The sequence below is a fragment of the Modestobacter sp. URMC 112 genome (genome assembly GCF_053502575.1).
The window spans coordinates 1,824,269-1,842,838 of sequence record NZ_CP199957.1; the positions used below are offsets into that span (position 1 = coordinate 1,824,269).

General features: G+C 72.8%; 16 protein-coding genes. 8 read left to right on the forward strand and 8 right to left on the reverse strand.

The annotated features are described in order from the left end of the window. Window position 1: 1 nt before the first annotated feature. Window positions 2-1,297 (forward strand): phosphoglycerate dehydrogenase, encoded by a 1,296-nt coding sequence (gene serA / locus ACWIX6_RS08605; RefSeq protein WP_448616427.1) that lies wholly within the window; start codon window positions 2-4, stop codon window positions 1,295-1,297. A gap of 45 nt (window positions 1,298-1,342) precedes the next feature. Here the strand turns inward: serA and ACWIX6_RS08610 are convergent, their stop codons facing one another. The 3 genes from ACWIX6_RS08610 to ACWIX6_RS08620 all read right to left on the reverse strand — a co-directional run bounded on the left by ACWIX6_RS08610 (window position 1,343) and on the right by ACWIX6_RS08620 (window position 4,716). Further along, entirely contained in the window at window positions 1,343-1,849 is a 507-nt protein-coding gene (locus tag ACWIX6_RS08610) for a hypothetical protein (protein ID WP_448616428.1), read from the reverse strand. Window positions 1,850-1,903: 54 nt separating this feature from the next. Beyond that, entirely contained in the window at window positions 1,904-3,637 is a 1,734-nt protein-coding gene (locus tag ACWIX6_RS08615) for a PHA/PHB synthase family protein (protein ID WP_448616429.1), read from the reverse strand. Between the two features lie 299 nt (window positions 3,638-3,936). Then, the gene (locus ACWIX6_RS08620) at window positions 3,937-4,716 is read right to left on the reverse strand and encodes a VOC family protein (protein ID WP_448616430.1); all 780 of its coding nucleotides are present in this window, start codon (window positions 4,714-4,716) and stop codon (window positions 3,937-3,939) included. Window positions 4,717-4,730: 14 nt separating this feature from the next. On the opposite strand from ACWIX6_RS08620, the gene ACWIX6_RS08625 reads away from it, so the two are divergent. Beyond that, complete coding sequence (locus ACWIX6_RS08625; RefSeq protein ID WP_448616431.1) at window positions 4,731-5,477, forward strand: SDR family oxidoreductase; 747 nt, start codon at window positions 4,731-4,733, stop codon at window positions 5,475-5,477. Between the two features lie 55 nt (window positions 5,478-5,532). Here ACWIX6_RS08625 and ACWIX6_RS08630 read toward each other — a convergent pair whose 3' ends face one another. Further along, window positions 5,533-7,722 (reverse strand): SpoIIE family protein phosphatase, encoded by a 2,190-nt coding sequence (locus ACWIX6_RS08630; protein WP_448616432.1) that lies wholly within the window; start codon window positions 7,720-7,722, stop codon window positions 5,533-5,535. Window positions 7,723-8,046: 324 nt separating this feature from the next. Continuing rightward, window positions 8,047-8,508, reverse strand: coding sequence for a hypothetical protein (locus ACWIX6_RS08635; RefSeq protein ID WP_448616433.1), 462 nt, complete (start codon window positions 8,506-8,508; stop codon window positions 8,047-8,049). A 175-nt stretch (window positions 8,509-8,683) separates the two neighbouring features. On the opposite strand from ACWIX6_RS08635, the gene ACWIX6_RS08640 reads away from it, so the two are divergent. The 6 genes from ACWIX6_RS08640 to ACWIX6_RS08665 all read left to right on the forward strand — a co-directional run bounded on the left by ACWIX6_RS08640 (window position 8,684) and on the right by ACWIX6_RS08665 (window position 15,513). Further along, entirely contained in the window at window positions 8,684-9,853 is a 1,170-nt protein-coding gene (locus ACWIX6_RS08640; RefSeq protein ID WP_448616434.1) for a sensor histidine kinase, read from the forward strand. Further along, entirely contained in the window at window positions 9,850-10,533 is a 684-nt protein-coding gene (locus tag ACWIX6_RS08645) for a response regulator (RefSeq protein ID WP_448616435.1), read from the forward strand. Before ACWIX6_RS08640 ends, ACWIX6_RS08645 begins: the two co-directional genes overlap by 4 nt. Continuing rightward, entirely contained in the window at window positions 10,530-13,286 is a 2,757-nt protein-coding gene (locus ACWIX6_RS08650; RefSeq protein WP_448616436.1) for a LuxR C-terminal-related transcriptional regulator, read from the forward strand. The genes ACWIX6_RS08645 and ACWIX6_RS08650 overlap by 4 nt, the downstream gene beginning before the upstream one ends. A 282-nt stretch (window positions 13,287-13,568) precedes the next feature. Beyond that, window positions 13,569-13,868: a hypothetical protein gene (locus ACWIX6_RS08655; RefSeq protein ID WP_448616437.1), complete on the forward strand. Its 300-nt coding sequence runs from the start codon at window positions 13,569-13,571 to the stop codon at window positions 13,866-13,868. Beyond that, window positions 13,865-14,644, forward strand: coding sequence for a DUF4386 domain-containing protein (locus ACWIX6_RS08660; RefSeq protein WP_448616438.1), 780 nt, complete (start codon window positions 13,865-13,867; stop codon window positions 14,642-14,644). Before ACWIX6_RS08655 ends, ACWIX6_RS08660 begins: the two co-directional genes overlap by 4 nt. A gap of 158 nt (window positions 14,645-14,802) precedes the next feature. Then, window positions 14,803-15,513 (forward strand): DUF4386 domain-containing protein, encoded by a 711-nt coding sequence (locus ACWIX6_RS08665; protein WP_448616439.1) that lies wholly within the window; start codon window positions 14,803-14,805, stop codon window positions 15,511-15,513. Between the two features lie 344 nt (window positions 15,514-15,857). On the opposite strand, the gene ACWIX6_RS08670 is transcribed toward ACWIX6_RS08665, so the two are convergent. From ACWIX6_RS08670 to ACWIX6_RS08680, 3 genes are all read right to left on the reverse strand, one after another. Next, window positions 15,858-16,712, reverse strand: a complete 855-nt coding sequence (locus tag ACWIX6_RS08670; RefSeq protein ID WP_448616440.1) for a mycofactocin-coupled SDR family oxidoreductase — start codon at window positions 16,710-16,712, stop codon at window positions 15,858-15,860. A gap of 62 nt (window positions 16,713-16,774) precedes the next feature. Next, on the reverse strand, window positions 16,775-17,551 hold the full coding sequence (locus tag ACWIX6_RS08675; protein WP_448616441.1) for an SDR family NAD(P)-dependent oxidoreductase: 777 nt from the start codon (window positions 17,549-17,551) through the stop codon (window positions 16,775-16,777). A 7-nt stretch (window positions 17,552-17,558) separates the two neighbouring features. Then, complete coding sequence (locus tag ACWIX6_RS08680; protein ID WP_448616442.1) at window positions 17,559-18,557, reverse strand: sugar phosphate isomerase/epimerase family protein; 999 nt, start codon at window positions 18,555-18,557, stop codon at window positions 17,559-17,561. Window positions 18,558-18,570: the final 13 nt, after the last annotated feature.

Below are 18,570 nucleotides of genomic sequence, written 5' to 3' on the forward strand. Positions count from 1 at the left end.
CGTGCGGCGGTCCGCCCTGCCGGCGCAGGCCGCCGCGACCGGGGCTGCGAGGATCGTCGCCGACGCGCACCACGAGGGGGACGAGCCGGACATGCCTAGAGCGCTGCTGCTGGAGAACATCGACCAGGTGGCGGTGGAGCTGCTGTCCTCGTCGGGCTACGAGGTGGAGACGCTGCGGGGCGCGCTGGACGAGGCGGACCTGACCGCCGCGCTCGACGGCGTCGACGTGCTGGGCATCCGGTCGAAGACGCAGGTGACCCGGGCGGTCCTGGAGGCCCGTCCGGGGCTGGCGGCGGTGGGCGCGTTCTGCATCGGCACCAACCAGATCGACCTGGCCGCGGCGGCCGGGTCGGGGGTGGCGGTGTTCAACGCGCCGTACTCCAACACCCGCAGCGTCGTGGAGCTGGCGATCGCGGAGGTCATCAGCCTGGCCCGGCGGCTGATCGACCGGGACCGGGCCCTGCACGCCGGGGTGTGGGACAAGTCGGCGACCGGCAGCCACGAGATCCGCGGGCGGACGCTGGGCATCGTCGGCTACGGCAACATCGGCAGCCAGCTGTCGGTGCTGGCCGAGGCGCTGGGCATGCGGGTGCTGTTCTACGACCTCGAGGACAAGCTCGCGCTGGGCAACGCGCAGCCCTGCGGCAGCCTGGAGGAGCTGCTCGAGCGCGCGGAGACGGTGACCCTGCACGTCGACGGGCGGGCCGGCAACGCCGGGCTGTTCGGCGCCGAGCAGTTCGCCCGGATGCGCCCGCGCAGCCTGTTCCTCAACCTCTCCCGCGGCTTCGTTGTCGACCACGAGGCGCTGCGCGACCACGTGCTCAGCGGCCACATCGCCGGCGCCGCGGTCGACGTCTTCCCCGACGAGCCGCGCGAGCAGGGGGACCCGTTCGACTCCGTGCTGCGCGGGCTGCCCAACGTCGTCCTCACCCCGCACGTCGGTGGGTCGACCCAGGAGGCGCAGTACGACATCGGGCGCTTCGTGGCCGGCAAGCTGGCCGACTACGCCCGCACCGGGACGACGACGCTCAGCGTCAACCTGCCGCACGTGGCGCTGCACGGGTCATCGGCGGCCCGGTTCGCCCTGCTGCACCGCAACGTGCCCGGCGTCCTGGCCCGGGTCGACGCGCTGGTCGGCGAGCACGGCCTCAACGTCGACGGGCAGGTGCTGGCCACCCGCGGGGAGCTCGGCTACGTGGTGACCGACGTCAACGGCGAACTGCCCCCGCCCCTGCTGACCGCGCTCCGGGCCCTGCCGGAGACCGTCCGCCTGGCGACGCTGCCCCCACCCGGCTGAGCGGGGAGGCCGGGTCGGGTCGGCCGTCGGCTCCGGCCCGCAGGTTCACCTCCAGGTCCCGGACCGCCGGTGGACGTGCACGGCCGTGACGCCCATGAGGACGAGGACTCCGACGACGGCGAAGGTGTTCGCGACTGCGAGGACGCCGATGACCGGCCGGCCGGGCCAGGACCCGTAGATGACCGCCGGGCTCTCCTGACGGGCTGTCGGGACGAAGTGGACGACCGTGACGATCGCCCCGAGGACCAGTGAGGCGCCGAGCCAGTAGCCGGCCCACGCCTTCCCGCGAGCCGTCAGCAGCAGCCCGCCGAGCAGGACCAGCGAGACGACCACCAGGCTGACGGTGAAGGGCGTGACGCTGCCGGTGAAGGGCCAGCCGCTGTGGTCCCAGGTCGGGTCGAGGTCTGCGTGGTGGACCTGCCGGCCGCGGAGCACGTGGTCGGCGAAGTGGAGACCGGCGAGGACCGTGGTGACCGAACCGACGGCGAGCAGGCTCCGCCGGTCGGCACTGCTCCGCACGCCCGGTGCCGGTGCTCGGAACCTCGTGCCCATGGGTCCACCTGCTCCATCGGTCGGTCGCAGGGCCGGCGGCGCGCGCCGACGTCGTCAGCCCGGTCGACCGTCCAGGACGTAGGAGCCTGGGGCCGGCTCCAGCGGTGGGTGCGCGGCGCTGCCCTGGGCCGTCGGCGCCGGCACCTCGTCGCCGGACCGCTCGAGCATCCACTCCGCCCACGGCTCCCACCAGCTGCCGGTGTGCCGCTGGGCCGACGCGCGCCAGGCGTACGGGTCGGGTCCGGGTTCGCCGTCGGTCCAGTAGTGCGCCTTCGGGTTGCCCGGCGGGTTGACCAGGCTCTGGATGTGCCCGCTGTGGCTGAGCACGAAGGTGCTCGGCCCGGACAGCAGCTGGGTCGTGCGGTAGCACCCGTCCCACGGGGTGATGTGGTCGGTGAGCCCTCCGCTCACGAACGTCGGCACGGTGATGCGGCTGAGGTGGACCGGGGTGCCGAGCACGCGCATGGCGCCCGCTCGCACCAGCGCGTTCCGGCCGAAGATCTCCAGGAACTGCTCGTGCAGCCGGGCGGGCAGGTTGGTGCCGTCGGCGTTCCAGGCGAGGATGTCGAACGCCGGCGGGTCCTCGCCCATCAGCCACTGGTTGACCAGGTAGTTGAAGATCAGGTCGTCGGGACGCATCCAGCTGAAGACCGACCCCATCTCGCGGGCGCTGATGACGCCGCGCCGGCGCGAGTTGCGGCGGGCGCGCTCGACCAGCCGCGGGCCGGAGAAGGCGCCGAGCGGCGCCCGGCTGGAGAAGTCGAGCAGCGTCACCGCGTAGCCGGCGGCGTGCACCCGGTCGTCGCCGGTCGCGGCGAGGTGGTTGAGCGCCGTGGTCATGATCTGCCCGCCGGCACAGAGGCCGAGCGTGGTGACGTCGGGGGAGCCGGTGACCTCCCGGGCGACGTCGATCGCGTCGAGGACGGCGCCGGCGTAGGTGTCCAGGCCCCAGTCCGCCTGCTCACTCGTCGGGTTGCGCCAGCTGATCATGAAGACCCGCAGGCCACGGCTCACCGCGTACTCGACGAGGCTGCGCCCGGGCTGCAGGTCCAGGAAGTAGAAGCGGCCGATCGGTGGCGGCACGATCACCAGCGGGCGCTGCCGCACGCGGGCCGTCGTCGGCGCGTACTCGATGACCTCGATCACCTCGTCGCGGTGGACGACGGCACCGGGGGAGATCCCGAGGTTCCGGCCGACGGCGAAGGCGCTGCGGTCGACCTGGGTGGGCAGGCCGCCGTTGTGGCGCAGGTCGTGGAGCATGTGGCCCATGCCGCGCAGGACGCTGAGGCCGCCGGTCTCGAAGGCGCGCTTGACCGCGGCCGGGTTGCCCAGCAGCGTGTTCGTCGGCGACAGGGCGCTGGTGAACGCGTTCAGGAAGAACCGCGCCTGCTCGACCTCGCGCCAGTCCGCCCCGCCGGCCTCGTAGGCGTCGACGAGGCCCTCCAGTGACCCGGTGACCGCCAGGTAGGACTGGGCCAGCCGGCGGTAGCCGGGGTGCAGCGACCACGTCGGGTCGGCGAAGCGCTTGTCCTTCGGGGCCGGGGCGATGTCGTCCGTGCCGCGGACGATGCTCGCCGTGGTCCGTGCCAGCCGGGCTGCCTCCCGCGCGAGAGGTCCCGGCTGGGCGAGGGTGGCGAGCACTGCCCGCGCCATGCCGCGTGGCGAGGGGACGGGCACTGGCTCCGCGCCCTCCACCGAGCCCAGCGCCTCGTTCTCGGTCTCCGGTATCGGGGCGCGCCGTTCCGCGCTGGAGTGGGTGTGCCGCGGCGCGGACGTCAGAGTGGTCATCCCGGCTCCCTGTGACGTAGGTCACTGGACGGGGCCGACGGTAGCCGATCACAGCGGTCGGGTCCTAGATCGGACTGCGGTTTCCGGGCCGCTGCCACGGCCGTCGAGGCCTGCGCCTCCCACCTCGCCGGGCCCCTCCTCCCAGGCGGGTGTCGAGCAGGTCGTGCACGTGCTCGGTGTCCACGGAGGCGAGTGGGCCACGAGCGTGAAGAGGGAGACCAGCCCCAGGCCCACGACAGGTCGGGCCGCCGCGTCAGGAACGGCTCCAGAATGGGTCCTCCCGCGGGCGGCGACATCGGTCAGGTGCCGCGGTCGGGCTGGTTGGCGGTCACGCAGAACGGCAGACCGACCGGGTCGCGCAGCGCGACGAAGCCGTCGCCCGGCCACAGCAGCTCGGCGCCGAGCGCACGCACCCTGGCCACCTCGGCGTCGACGTCGTCGGTCCCCAGGTCCAGGTGCGCCCGGGCGTGCGTGCCGCCGTCACCGTCCCCGAGGCGCTGGATAAGCAACGCCATCGGGCTCTCCGAGCGGTGTGCCAGCCGGGAGAACTCCGGGGAGTCCACCGGCTCGTCGGCCCACCCGGTCGCGGAACGCCAGAAGTCCAGCTCGGCGTCGTGCCGGTCGGCCGGGACGTCGACACACAGCTGCACCAGCCGGGAGCGGTGGCCGTCGGGCCATGCCACCGCGACCGGGCGCTCGTGCGGCCAGGCCTCCTCGCAGACGCAGAACGGCAGGCCGGCCGGCGAGGTCAGCACCTGCCAACCGTCGCCCATCGGTCCGGGCTCGGCACCCAGACCCGCGAGCCGGGGGACGTCGTCGGCGGGCGAGCCGAGCAGGTCCAGGTGCACCCGCGGCGGCCCGCCGATCCGCTGCACGTGCAGGTAGGGCGCCCCCCATGGCGGGAGGAGCGAGACGAACTCCGGGTGGTGGGGCCACGGCTCGCCGGGTGGCCACCCGGCCACCGCCGACCAGAACGTCCGGGCGGCGCCCACGCGGTCGGTCGGCGCGTCGACGAAGGCGTGCACCCACGGGACCGGCACCCACCCAGGCTGGCACAGCCGCGCCGGCCGTGCGGTCATGGCAGGCTCCTCCTGTGGCCGAGCCCTCCCGCACCGCGGTGGTGACCGGCGCCGGCTCCGGGTTGGGCCGCGCCATCGCCCGGGCCCTGACGGACGACGGGTGGTCGGTGGCGCTGCTCGGCCGCACCCGCGCTGCCCTGGAGGGGACGGCGGCCGCCGGCGGCACCAGCCTCGTGCTGCCCACCGACGTCACCGACGAGCGGCACGTCGACGAGGCCTTCGGCGCGGTGCGCGACGCCTGGGGCCGGCTGGACCTGCTGGTCAACAACGCCGGCACGTTCGGCCCGTCCGGCGAGGTCGACGAGATCACCGTCGAAGACTGGCGGGCCACCGTCGAGGTCAACCTGACCGGGATGTTCCTCTGCACCCGGGCCGCCGTCCGGCTGATGAAGGCGCAGCAGCCATCCGGCGGGCGGATCGTCAACAACGGCTCGATCTCGGCGCACGTACCCCGGCCGGGAAGCGTCGCCTACACCGCCACCAAGCACGCGGTCACCGGGCTGACCCGGGCCGTGGCGCTCGACGGCCGTGCGCACGGGATCGCCGTGGGGCAGGTCGACATCGGGAACGCGGCCACCGAGATGACCGCCGGCATCGCCACCGGCGCCCGCCAGGCCGACGGCTCGGTCCGGCCGGAGGCCACGTTCGACCCCGCGCACGTCGCCAGCACGGTGGTGCACATCGCGCGGCTGCCGCTCGACGTCAGCGTCCCGTTCACGACGGTGCTGGCCACCGGCATGCCCTTCCTCGGCCGCGGCTGAGCCCACCCGAGCGCCGGGCAGCCCGACTCCACGGTTCCAGGACGCCGGTAGTGGTTCAGTCGGGTTGCGGCACCACGGCTGGGCTGTCGGGCACGTTGGGTGGTACGACGTTGGGGCCGGCCTCGGGTGGACGTAGCTCGTTCTGGGGATGCAGCCGGACGGCGACCAGCGCGACGTCGTCCTCGGGGCTGTCGGGGAGCATCCGGGCGAGCAGCTGGTCGCACAGCTCGTCGAGGTCACGGCCGGCCAGTTCCTCAAGGGTGTCCTGCAGGCGCTGGAGGCCGCGGTCGAGGTCCTGGTCGCGTCGCTCGACCAGACCGTCGGTGTACATGAGCACGACGGAGTTCCGGTCCAGGACGACTTCGTGTTCCCGGCGCCGGGTGTCCGGGCGCACGCCCAGCAGGAGGTCGGCTCGCAGCCCGGTGAGCGGCAGCACGGTGCCGTCGCCGTTGATCACGAATGGCGGCGGGTGGCCCGCGTTGGACCAGCGGATGCGGGTGATGCCGCGGTCGCGTTCGCCGGGGGTCTGTTCCAGGCGGGCGACGGCGACGGTGGCCACGGTGTCGACCATGAGCGTCTCCATGACGGCGTCGGCGCGGCGCAGGATCTCGGCGGGGCCGTGGCCGTCCTCCGCACCGAGGGTCCGCACGATGGTGCGCATCTGTCCCATCGCGGCGGCGGCGTGGATGTCGTGCCCGACGACGTCGCCGATGACCAGGACGGTCGCGCCGTCGGGCTGCAGGAACGCGTCGTACCAGTCCCCGCCCACCTGCGCGGCCTGGGCGGCGGGGACGTAGCGGACGACGACCTGGGCGTGGTCGGGTTCGGGCGGGGGCGTGAGCAGGGACCGCTGCAGCCCTTCGGCCAGGCTGCGCTGCTGGCGGTACAGGCGGGCGTTGTCCAGGACGAGGCCGGCCCGGGCGGCGACGTGCCGCACCGTGACCAGGTCGTCGGGGGTGAAGGGACCGCGGTCGGCGCCGTTGGCGATGGTCAGCAGCCCGACCGGGCCGGTGCGACCCGGCAGCGGGACGACCGCTGCTGCCTCGGGAGCCAGCGCAGCGATCAGGTCGCGCGCCGGGCCGGGGGCCACCATCTGCTGCCCGGTGGCGGTCGCGCCGGAGGGCAGCATCTGGAGCTGCCCGGTGGACAGCGCCCGCAGGGTGATCGAGTCGTCGGTGAGGGCCGGCAGCCGGGCCTCGGCGTAGCCCTCGGTGACCGGGCGCAGCTGCGGGTCGGCGTGCCAGGAGCCCGCGTTGCGCAGCCGGCGGCGGGAGCCGGCCTCTTCCTGGTCGTCGACCATGGTCAGGACGCACCAGTCGGCCACCGTCGGGACGACCAGTTGCGCCAGCCGGCCCAGCGCCTCCCCGCCGTCCAGGCTGGCGCTGAGCTCCTGGGTGATCCGGCTGAGCAGTCGCTCGCGGGCGGCTGCGCGTTCGGTGCGTTCGTGCGCCCGCTTTCGGTCGGTGATGTCGAGGAAGTAGATCGCCAGGCCGTCCGGGCTGGGCACGGCCCGCACCTCGACCCAGATGTCGAGGGGTGCGGGGTAGTAGGCGTCGAAGGCCACCACCTGACCGGTCGCCCGCGCCCGCCGGTAGGCCTCCTCGAACTCGCTGCCCACGGTGGCGGGGAAGACCTCCCAGAAGGACTGCCCGATCAGGTCCTGGCGCTGGTAGCCGGAGATGCGCTCGCCCTCGGCGTTGACCAGGGTGACCACCCAGTCGTCGTCCATCGCGAGGAAGGCCACCGCCATGTCCTCGAGCACGCCGGCGACCCGCTCCTGGGCCTGGCGGCGTTCGGTCACGTCCCAGGCAGCGCCCAGCACCCGGACGGTGACGCCGGCCTCGTTGCACAGTGCGCGGCCACGGGCGGCCACCCAGCGCAGCGTGCCGTCGGGGAGGGCGATCCGGTACTCGGCCTCGTAGTCCCCGCAGCTCTCGATCGCTCGCTGCAGCAGTTCGGTGACCCGGCCCAGGTCGTCCTGGTGCAGGCGGGCGTTGAACCCCTCGATGGTCTGGTCGAAGGTGGCCTCGTCCAGGCCGAAGAGCTCCAGCAGCCGCTCGTCCCAGCTCAGCGTCCCGGTGCCCAGGTCCCAGTCGAACGTGCCGATGCCGGCCGCCGCCCGAGCGAGATCCAGCAGCTGTCCGTGGGCGCCGGGCCCGTCCAGCACCGCTCCGGCGACCGGCGGTCCAGCCTGGTCCTGGGACGAGATGGAGCCGACAGCGTCCGGCTGACCCTGGACCACCACACCCACTCGTTCCCCCGCGCCGTCGGGCTCTGGTTCCTGCGGCCCCGGCCGATTGTGCCCGACCGTGCTCCCGGTCCAGTGGGTGGTCGACCGGACGCTGCTGCCGCGCTCGTCGCGTCGAATGGCGACGTGGTCACAGAGCTGGCGTGCGAGCCACAGGCCCATGCCGCCGGCGCAGAGGTCGTCACCGTGGGCGTGACGCGAGCCATCCGCTCTCCGAAGCGGACCTGCGGAGCGTCCTCGCGGCGGCGCGGGAGGTGGGGGACCAGAACGTCGAGACCCGCGCCAGAAGCGCCCTGGACGGGGCTCCAGCTCCAACCGACGTCAGCGCCACCGGTCCCCACGCGCCTGCACGTACTGCGCTGACACGTAGCGCCAGGGGATGACGGCGAGGACGATCAGGACCACCAGGCAGGAGGTGAAGACCTCCGCAGTGGCCGGGTCCAGCTGATCGCCGACCCACAGGGGCAGAGCGACGACGGCCACCCAGATGACCTTCCAGGCCAGTTCGAACAGCAGCACGGGGAGCATCTTCACCGGGTGGCGGAGCCCGACGAACGACAGGACCGACAGCGCCACCAGCATGCACGTCACGACCCCCTCCATCAGCGGCCATGGCCTGCTGTCGTCGATGAGCAACGGCCACTTCGTCACGGCGAGTCCGACGGCCATGACGAGATAGCCGAGCCTCATCAGGTGGAGGCGGGGCAGCGAGACCTCGGTCGTTGCCGGAGTGCCCGTCCGGTCGGTTCGGTCCTGCCCGGTGTCCGTGGTGTGGCTGGTCATGACAGCTCTCCTTCGATCCGTGGCGGTGACGTCGGTTCGGGCGCCTGCGTCCATGTCCACCCTGCGGCCGTGACGGAGCTGGCACATCCGGCTGCGGTCGGTGCGGACTCGACCGAAGTCGGCTTCCCAGCGACTTTGGTCGGTCGCACAGGCCGCCCCGCTCTACGCTCCGACCGTGGGCTCCGCCGGCGAGGCTGAACGGCCGGGCATGGCTGGGCACGGCAGGTGGCATGGGGCGCTGTTCGCGGTCGCCGGCGGCGCGCTGTGGCTGATCGTCGCGCGGGACGAGTGGGGCTCGGCTGGGGCGCTCCTGTGGATCGACGTCGCCCTCGGCGTCGCCTCCGTCGCGGCCATGCCGTTCCGCCGTCGCCGGCCGCTGGCCGTCACCTTCCTGACCGTGGCTGCGACCGCGGTCTCGGCCAGTGCCATCGGTGCGTGGGTCGTCTGCCTGGTGTCGCTGTCGGCCCGCCGGCGTTGGCGGGAGATCCTGCCCACCGCGGTGCTGTCGGTCGCGACCGGACAGGTCCTCTACGCCGTGCAGCCCGATCAGACGCTGCCCTGGTACGTGAACCTCGTCTTCACGGCTCTCGCCACGGGCGTCGTCGTGGCCGTCGGCATGTACGTCGGTGCGCGTCGCGAGCTCGTCGCGTCCCTGCGCGACCGGGCCGACCGCGCCGAGCGCGAGCAGGTGCTGCGGGTTGCCGCTGCCCAGGCGGGGGAGCGGGCGCGCATCGCCCGCGAGATGCACGACGTGCTGGCACACCGCATGTCCCTGGTGGCGCTGCACGCCGGGGCGCTCGTCTACCGCAGCGATCTCAGCGTGGCCGAGACCCAGGAGACGGCGGGCGTCATCCAGGCCAACTCCCAGGCCGCCCTGGCCGACCTGCGGGAGATCCTGGGTCTGCTGCGGGACACCGAACAGGGCGAGGACGTGGCCGACCACCGGCCGCAGCCCACCCTCGGCGATCTGGACACCTTGCTCGACGAGGAGCGTGCCGCCGGGGCGCGTATCACGGTGCACTCCGACCTCGCGGACGGCAACGCGCTCCCGGTGTCGACAGGCCGCAGCGCCTACCGGATCCTGGAGGAGGGCCTGACGAACGCCCGCAAGCACGCCCCGCATGCCGCCGTCACCGTCGCACTGACGGGTCGTCCGGGGGCCGGGGTCGACCTCACCGTCCGGAACCCCGTCCGGGTGGAGGACGGCCATCACGGCACCGAGGCCACCGGCTTCGGCCTCGTCGGACTGGCCGAGCGGGCCGTTGCCAGCCACGGCCACTGCCAGCACGGCGTCGGGGCCGGGGGCGACTTCGTCCTCCGGGCCTGGCTCCCGTGGGACCGATGAGCGCCGCGCCGATCCGCGTCGTCCTCGTCGACGACGACCCCTGGGTCCGCGCCGGACTGGGCCTCGTGCTCCGCGGTGCGCCGGGGTTGGAGATCGTCGGCGAGGCCGGCGACGGCGGCCAGGGCCTCGAGGTGATCACCCGGACCCACCCCGACGTCGTGCTGATGGACATCCGCATGCCGCGCATGGACGGGTTGACCGCCACCCAGCGCCTCTTCGAGCGACGCGACCCGCCGAAGGTCATCGTGCTCACCACCTTCGACGCCGACGACCACGTCGTCCGGGCCCTGGCCCAGGGTGCGAGCGGGTTCCTCCGCAAGGACACCTCTGCCCCGATGATCGTCGAGGCGATCCAGAAGGTCGCCGCGGGGGAGCCCACGCTGTCGCCCAGCGTCACCGCGCAACTGATCCGAAGGGTCGTCGACGCGCACGCCACGGTCGCTGTGAACGCTGAGCGGGCGCGAGCCGCGGCCGCCCGGTTGGCGGATCTCAGCGACCGGGAGCGGGACGTCGCGGTCGCGGTCGGACAGGGCAAGTCCAACGCTGAGATCGCCGGTGACCTGTTCATGAGCCTGCCCACGGTCAAGGCCCACGTCTCCCACATCTTCGTCAAGCTGGACGTGACGAACCGGGTGCAGATCGCGATCTGCGTTCACGAGGCCGGCCTCGCATGGTCATGACCGGCCCTCTCCTCGCGACGAAGCTGTACGTCCCCCGGCGGCGACGCGGCCTGATCCGGCGTCCGGAGCTGAACGAGCGGCTGAGCCGGGGAGCGGAGTCGGCGCTGACGCTCGTGTCGGCTCCGGCCGGCTTCGGCAAGACGACGCTGATCGCGGACTGGCTGGACGCAGCTCCGGCCGGTGGGCGGTCCGTGGCGTGGCTGTCACTCGACCAGCGCGACAACGACCCGGTGTTGTTCTGGACGTACCTCGCCGCCGCGTTGGAGAAGGCGGCGCCGGGGGCCGGCTCCGGTGCGCTCTCACTCCTGCAGTCGCCCCAGCCGTCGACCGACGAGGTCCTTGCCACGTTGCTCAACGACCTGAGCGCCGTCCCGGGCGACGTCGTGCTGGTCCTCGACGACTACCACGTCATCGAGGCGCGCGAGGTGCAGGACAGCCTGGCCCTCCTGCTGGAGCACCAGCCCCCGCAGCTGCACCTGGTGGTCGCCGGCCGCGCCGACCCCGCGTTCCCACTGTCGCGGCTCCGGGCGCGCGGCGAGCTCCTCGAGCTGCGCGCCGCAGACCTGCGCTTCACGTCCGACGAGGCGGCCGAGTACCTCAACCGCTCGATGGGGCTCACGCTGACGGCATCGGATGCCGCAGCGTTGGCAGAACGCACCGAGGGCTGGATCGCCGCCCTCCAGCTGGCGGCGCTGTCCCTGCAGGGGCGGGACGACGTTGCGGGCTTCGTCGCCGCCTTCGCCGGAGACGACCGCTACATCGTCGACTACCTCGCCGAAGAGGTCCTGCAGCGCCAGCCCGACCACGTCCGGGACTTCCTGCTGCGGACCTCCGTCCTGAGCCGCTTGACCGGGTCGCTGTGCGACGCCGTGACCGGCCAGGACGGCGGCCGGGCTGTGCTGGAGGCGCTCGACCGCGGGAACCTCTTCCTGGTCCCGCTGGACGACCAGCGCCGGTGGTACCGGTACCACCACCTGTTCGCCGACGTGCTCCGGGCGCGCGTGCTGGACGAGCAGCCCGGCCGGGTTCCGGAGCTGCACCGGCGGGCCAGTGACTGGTACGAGGACCACGGGGAGCGGCCGGAGGCGATCGACCACGCGCTGGCCGCCGGCGACCTCCCGCGAGCGGCGGACCTGGTCGAGCTGGCGATCCCGGCACTGCGCCAGGGGCGGCAGGAGGCCACCCTGCGTCGCTGGCTAGAGGCGCTTCCCGACGAGCTGGTGCAGGTGAGGCCCGTGCTGAGCGTCGGGTACGTCGGGGCGCTCATGGTCTTCGGCGAGCTCGAGGGCGTCGAGGCGCGGCTCCGCGACGCCGAGCGGTTGCTGGCCACGGGGACAGGTGACTGGACGGTTCCCGGGGCCGCCGCGGCGGAGATGGTGGTCGTGGACGAGGCGGAGTTCCGCCGTCTACCGAGTGCGATCGCCGTCTTCCGTGCCGGCCAGGCCCGCATCCTCGGCGACGTGGCCGGCACCATGAGCCACGCCCGGCGGGCGCTCGACCTGGTCGGCGAGGACGACCCCTTCAGCCGGGGAGCCGCTGCAGCCCTCCTGGGACTCGCGTACTGGACGACCGGGGACCTCGCCTCGGCGCACCGTTGGTATGCCGACGGCATGGCCAGTCTCGAGCGGGCCGGATACCTCTCCGACGTGGTCGGCGGTGCCGTCACCCTGGCGGACATCGAGATCGCACAGGGCCGTCTCCGCCAGGCGATGAGCACCTACGAGCAGGGACTGCAGCGAGCCGAACAGGCGACTCCCGTGCTCCGGGGAGCGGCGGACATGCACGTGGGTCTGAGCGACCTGTTCCGTGAGCGCAATGACCTCGATGCCGCCGTGCAGCACCTGCAGCGGAGCAGGGAACTGGGCGAGCACAACGGTCTGCCCAAGAACCGGTACCGCTGGCGCGTCGGGATGGCCCGGGTCCGCCAGGCCGGCGGAGATCTCGGCGCCGCAGTCGACCTGCTCGACGAGGCCGAGCGCCTGTACACCAGTGACTTCTCGCCCGACGCGCGGCCGGTCGCGGCGCTGAGGGCCCGGGTGTGGATCGCGCAGGGGGAGTGGGCGAGGGCGCTCGCCTGGGCGCATGAGCGAGGTCTGTCCGTCGACGACGAGCTCAGCTACCTGCGGGAGTTCGAACACGTCACACTCGCCCGGGCGCTCCTGGCCCGGCCCACGGCGACGTCACCCGGCGACGAGGTCCACTCGTTCGCGCAGCGCCTCCTCCGGGCGGCGCACGAGGGGGAGAGGGCCGGGACCGTCATCGAGCTCATGGTGCTGCAGGCCCTGGCCCGCCAGGCGCACGGAGACCTCCCGGCTGCGCTGGCGAGCCTGCGGCAGGCGGTGACGCTGGCCGAGCCGGAGGGCTACATCCGGGTCTTCCTGGACGAGGGCCCGCCCCTGGCCCCCCTGCTGCGAGCGCTCGCGAAGGAGGGGACCGCTCCCGGCTACGTCCGTCGGCTCCTGGCCGCCCTGCAGAGCACCGCGGGCAGCCCGCCCGTCGACCAGGGGGTGATCGACCCACTGAGCGAACGCGAGCTGGAGGTGCTGCGGCTGCTGGGGAGCGATCTGAACGGCCCGGCCATCGCTCGCGAACTCGTCGTGTCCCTGAGCACGGTGCGGACCCACACCAACCACATCTACGCCAAGCTCGGGGTCAACAGCCGTCGGGCAGCGGTGCGCCGGGCCGGGGAACTCGCCCTGCTGGCGCGCCCCCGCGGTCACCGCCCGAGCGGCGCCGCCCTCGACGACCGGTAGGCGCCCGATCCGGGCTCGTCGGACGCGCTCCAAGGGTGGCGACCGCCGCAGCGAGGGCACCGATTCCTGCCCGTGCGGTCCAGAGCCGGCGGACCCGCCGGCCGAGCTCGGTGACCAGCACCCCCGGGCAGGCCGCCGGTCCCGACCGGCCGGATCACCACGTCGATCAACACATGTGGTGATCCGTGCTCATCACATCGCCTCCTACCTTTCGCTCGCACCGCAGAGCACGTCCCGTGACGCCGGGCGAGCCGTCCGGGCAGCCATCACCGAGGGAGGTCGATGACCGAGATGTCGACCGACAGTTCTCCAGAGCCCGGCCAGTACGAGATCCGCCTCCAGGGGCGCCTGCATCCCCGATGGGCCGCCTGGTTCGACGGGATGAGCCTCACCCACGAGAGCGACGGCACCACCGTCCTCAGTGGCCTGGTGGTCGACCAGGCCGCGCTCCACGGCCTGCTCCACAAGGTCCGGGACGCCGGCCTGCCGCTGATCTCGGTCGCTCAGGTGGACCCGCCCGGCCCGACGTGCCCTGCACCCAACCTCGCTGACCCGTCAATCCACACAGGGAGATCGACATGACGACCACCGTCCCAACCAGCCGGACCTCGGAAGCGCGAGGACCGTCGACCGACACGCTGCGGAGGACCGCGTTCATCGCGGGCGGGCTCTACGTGCTCACTTTCGCCGCCTCGATCCCCGCGCTCCTCCTCATCACGCCCGTGCTGGACGATCCGGCCGGCTACCTCATGAGCTCCGGCGCCGATGACACGCGGGCGCTCTGGGGCAGTTTCCTCGATGTGGTCACCGCCCTCGCCGGCATCGGCACTGCGGTCACGCTGTTCTCCGTGGTCAAGCGGCAGAACGAGGGCGTCGCCCTCGCCTTCGTCACCTCTCGCGTCCTGGAAGCCGCCATCATCATTGGCGGTGTCGTCAGCTTCCTCTCGCTCGTGAGCCTGCGGCAGGCCGGTACTGCTGCCGGAGCAGATGCCGCCATGGCCACCACCGGCCAGTCGCTCGCCGCGATGCGGGAGTGGACACAGCTGTTCGGGCCCAACCTGCTGGCCGGCGTGAACGGGCTGCTCCTGGGCTACCTGCTGTACCGGTCCAGGCTCGTGCCACGGATCATCCCGATGCTCGGCCTCATCGGCGGCCCGCTGCTCATCGCGTCCACGGTGGCCGTGCTGTTCGGCTTCCACAGCCTGGGCTCGGCCTCCTTCCTGCTCACCGTGCCTCCCATCTTCGTCTGGGAGTTGTCCCTGGGCGTCTGGTTGGTCCTCAAGGGGTTCACGCCCTCGCCGGTGACCGCCGGGATGGTCGCCGGCTCCACGCCCTCGTACCGCGGCGTCGACGCCTGACCGTCGCAAGGCACGGCCGGGCCGATCGCGGCGCCCGCCCACGCAGATCGGTCCGGTCCGGCCGCGCACCTGCCCAGCCCACCCCGTCAGCCCCCGAAGGAAGCGACATGACCATCACCTCGCCCGCCCCCGCAGCGACCCGACCATCGCCTGACTCGATGCGCCGGACCTCCCTGGCCGCCGGCATCCTCTACTTGCTCACCTTCGTGTCGATCCCCACCCTCGTCCTCTACGACCCGGTGCGGAGCGACCCCGATTTCGTCCTGGGCGCCGGCAGCGACACCGGCGTGCTGTGGGGTGCCTTCTCCGAGGTCGTCGTCGCGCTGGCCGGGATCGGCACGGCCGTGGTGCTGTTCCGGGTGGCGAGGCGGCAGAGCGAGACAGCGGCTCTCGGGTTCGTCACCGCCCGGGTCCTGGAAGCCGCCCTCATCATCGTCGGTGTCGTCAAGCTGCTCTCGATCGTCTCCCTGCGGACCGACGTGGCCGGAACCGCCGGCGCGGACCCCGAGTCGCTGGTCACGATCGGCCAGACCCATCTCGCCGGCTACGACTGGGCGTTCCTGCTCAGCCAGAGCCTGATGCCGGTCGTCAACGCGCTGTGCCTGGGATACGTGATGTACCGGTCGCGGCTGGTACCGCGCATCCTGCCCATCCTGGGGCTCATCGGCGCCCCGATGCTGCTCGCCTCCGACATCGCGATCTTCTTCGGCGTCATCGACCGGGTGTCCCCGTTCGCAGCTGTCGCCTTCATCCCGATCGCCGTGTGGGAGCTCTCGCTCGGGGTCTACCTGACCGTCAAGGGCTTCAAGCCCGCCGCCGTCGCCGCGCTCACCTCGATCGACCGGGACTCCCGGCTGTCGCCGGTCTGAAAGCGCAGGTCCAGGATCCAGCCGCCCCGCACTCGGGGGGCGGCCGCGACGGTCAGGTCGAGCGGACCAGGACCGGTCACTGCCCGGGTGTCGGTGTCGTGCCGAGGGCCCGGCGGGGCGTCAGCCGGAGGGCTGCGCCGGCGCTGCACGGGCCTCTGCCCGTCCTCCAGGGTGTCGGGAGAGTCCTCGAACCGCAGCAGGTCGCCGGTCAGCTCGGCCAGCAGCGCACTGACCTGGGCCGGCGTCGCCTGCGGGCGGGAACCAGCGTTCGTTCTCCCCACTGGGCCTGACCCGCGTCGTCCTCGCGGGTCCGCGGCCCGATGTCGCCGGGCGACCGGGTCGCCTCAGCGCAGGACGACGCCGGCGTCGACCCGGAGCTCGAGACCGGTGACGTACCTGGCCTCGTCGGAGACCAGCCAGCGCAGCGCGGCAGAGGTGTCCCTGGTCTCCATCCACCCGATGGGCAGGACGTGCTGCGGCCGGGACGCCATCTCGTACTCCTCGTCCGTGGGGTGCGGGTTGTCCGGGAGGAACAGCCGCTTGTTGGTGTCGGTCATGTAGATCGCCGTGTTGACGTTGGTGGGTGAGAGCGCGTTGACCCGGATGGAGTGCGGGCCGAGCTCTGCCGCCATCGGCTTGAGCATGCCGACCAGCGCGGTCTTGGCCGCCACGTAGTGCGTGATGTTGGCGAACCCCTTGGTCGCGCCCGCGGAGGCGACCATGACGACGACCCCGCCGCGGCCACCCTCGATCATGGCCGGCGTCGCCGCCCGCACGGTGTGCCAGGCGCCGGTGAGGTCGGTGTCGACGGTGTCCTTCCAGTTCTGCAGGCTGATCTCCCAGAACGGACCGGCGCCCGCCAGGATGCCGGCGTTCGCGACCACGATGTCGACCCGGCCGAATTCCGCGAGCCCCTTGTTCAGCACGGCCTCGACCGCGGCGTAGTCCCGGACGTCAGCCTGCTCGGCCACCATCCGGCGTCCGGTGGCCTCGACCGCGGCGCGGGTCTCCTCGAGGTCCGCTCGGGTGGCCATCGGCGTGCTGGCGCCGGGGATGTCCTCGCAGATGTCGAAGCCGATGATGTCGGCTCCCTCCTCGGCGAGGTCGACGGCGAACTGCCGGCCCTGTCCTCGGGCGACTCCGCTGATGAAGGCGACCCGGCCCGCGAAGCGGTGGGGGTCGAACGGTGCTCCGGTCATGACGTGACTCCTCTTCTATTCCGGTTCTTCTCGTTGATCGCTCGGTGGACTCGAGGCGGCCGTCAGCGGTGCGGCGGCTGGCCGCTGCCGGCCCGGAGTCCTCCGTCGACCGGCAGGACGACCCCCGTGACGAAACGCGAGTCCTGACCCGCGAGGAAGGAGATGACGTCGGCCACCTCGGCAGGGTCCGCCGCCCGTCCCATCGGGATGCGCCGAAGGAACTCCGCGACGTCCTCGGCCGGGATGTCCGCGGTCGCGTCGGTCGAGGTCAGCGACGGGGCGACGGCGTTGACCCGAACCCCTCGGGCGGCGAACTCGACGGCCAGCGACCGGGTCAGGTTGACGAGTGCGCCCTTCGCCGCGTTGTAGCCGGCCATCCCCGTGTCGCCGCCGAGACCGGCGACCGACGCGACGTTGACCACGCTCCCCCCGCGCTCCAGGAGGAACGGCATCGCGGCCTGGGTGACGAGCACGACCGACTCCACGTCAGCGGCCATGACCTCGCGCCATGCGGTCAGCGTCACCTGCTCGAACGCAGAGGTGAGTGAGATCCCGGCGTTGTTCACCACGACGTCGATACGGCCGAAGGCGCGGCCGGTGGCGGACACCATGGCGTCGACGGCACCGGCATCGGTGACGTCGCACACCGCGATCAGCGGGTCGGGGGTGCCGATGAGGTCAGCGGTCTGCTGGAGGGCTGGTTGGCGTCGACCGGCGAGGGTGACCCGGAACCCGTCCGCGGCCAGCCGCCGCGCGGTCGCCCGCCCGATCCCCGAGCCCGCGCCGGTGACGACCGCGACGGGGCACCCGTCGCGGTCCGCCCGCACCGGCGTGCGCATCGACGTCCTACGCCTTGTCCGCGGCGGCCCGGAGGTTCTCGGCGGCCAGGGCCAGCCCGTCGAGCCGGCCGAAGGCGGCGTCCTCGTGCTCGATGTTGACCGCCATGTCGGGGTCGACCTGCGCGAGCGCACGGAGGAACTCGGTCCACCAGTCGACGTCGTGCCCGGTGCCCACCGCCACGAACCGCCACGCCGGGTCCTCGGGCCAGGCGTTGCACCAGAACCCGGTGCCGGTCGGCACCTTGTCCGGTGCCTCGGCGGGTACCCGACGGAAGGAGGTGTCCAGCACCCCGCGGACGTCCACGCCGGGTGTGATCGCCGCGTCCTTGGCCGCTGCGTGGAACACCAGCGGGCCGAGCCGGCGGATGCAGGCGACGACGTCCATCCCCTGCCACATCAGGTGCGACGGGTCCATCTCCGCGCCCAGGTTCGTGGCGGCGGTGAGCTGCACGAGCCGCTCGAGCGTGACGGGGGAGAAGACGAGGTTGTGCGGGTGCATCTCGATGGCCACCCGGACGTCGTTGGCGCGGGCGAGGGCGTCGATCCCCGTCCAGAACTCGGCGGCCACGCCCCACTGGTAGTCCAGGACGTCCATGTAGACGCCGTCCCAGGGGTTGACCACCCAGGACGGGTACCGGGCGCCGGGGTCCGAGCCGGGCGTGCCGGACATCGTCACGACGTTCCGCACGCCCAGCAGGCCTGCCAGTTCGATGGTGCGGCGCAGGTCGTCGGCGTGTTTCGGGCCGACGCCAGGGAGCGGGTTGAGCGGGTTGCCGTTGCAGTTGAGCCCGGTCAGCTCCATCCCGCGGGAGGCAAAGGTCTGCAGGTAGTCGCGCCGGGCCTGCTCGGAGGTGAGCAGCAGGTCGACGTGGCAGTGCGGCGAGGGGATGAAGCCGCCGGTGTTGACCTCGACGGAGGTCAGACCGTTGGCCTGCAGCACGTCGAGGGCTTCGGTCAGTGGGCGGTCGTGCAGGCAGGCGGTGTAGGCGCCCAGTCTCAGGGCCATGCGGGTGCTGCCT

What these genes read in the sequence shown, in the direction of transcription:
- ACWIX6_RS08680 (WP_448616442.1), bottom strand. Translation starts at nt 18,557, where the DNA reads ATGGCCCTGAGACTGGGCGCCTACACCGCCTGCCTGCACGACCGCCCA.
- ACWIX6_RS08655 (WP_448616437.1), top strand. Translation starts at nt 13,569, where the DNA reads ATGACCGAGATGTCGACCGACAGTTCTCCAGAGCCCGGCCAGTACGAG.
- ACWIX6_RS08610 (WP_448616428.1), bottom strand. Translation starts at nt 1,849, where the DNA reads ATGGGCACGAGGTTCCGAGCACCGGCACCGGGCGTGCGGAGCAGTGCC.
- ACWIX6_RS08670 (WP_448616440.1), bottom strand. Translation starts at nt 16,712, where the DNA reads ATGACCGGAGCACCGTTCGACCCCCACCGCTTCGCGGGCCGGGTCGCC.
- ACWIX6_RS08615 (WP_448616429.1), bottom strand. Translation starts at nt 3,637, where the DNA reads ATGACCACTCTGACGTCCGCGCCGCGGCACACCCACTCCAGCGCGGAA.
- ACWIX6_RS08675 (WP_448616441.1), bottom strand. Translation starts at nt 17,551, where the DNA reads ATGCGCACGCCGGTGCGGGCGGACCGCGACGGGTGCCCCGTCGCGGTC.
- ACWIX6_RS08665 (WP_448616439.1), top strand. Translation starts at nt 14,803, where the DNA reads ATGCGCCGGACCTCCCTGGCCGCCGGCATCCTCTACTTGCTCACCTTC.
- ACWIX6_RS08635 (WP_448616433.1), bottom strand. Translation starts at nt 8,508, where the DNA reads ATGACCAGCCACACCACGGACACCGGGCAGGACCGAACCGACCGGACG.
- ACWIX6_RS08650 (WP_448616436.1), top strand. Translation starts at nt 10,530, where the DNA reads ATGACCGGCCCTCTCCTCGCGACGAAGCTGTACGTCCCCCGGCGGCGA.
- ACWIX6_RS08645 (WP_448616435.1), top strand. Translation starts at nt 9,850, where the DNA reads ATGAGCGCCGCGCCGATCCGCGTCGTCCTCGTCGACGACGACCCCTGG.
- ACWIX6_RS08620 (WP_448616430.1), bottom strand. Translation starts at nt 4,716, where the DNA reads ATGACCGCACGGCCGGCGCGGCTGTGCCAGCCTGGGTGGGTGCCGGTC.
- ACWIX6_RS08660 (WP_448616438.1), top strand. Translation starts at nt 13,865, where the DNA reads ATGACGACCACCGTCCCAACCAGCCGGACCTCGGAAGCGCGAGGACCG.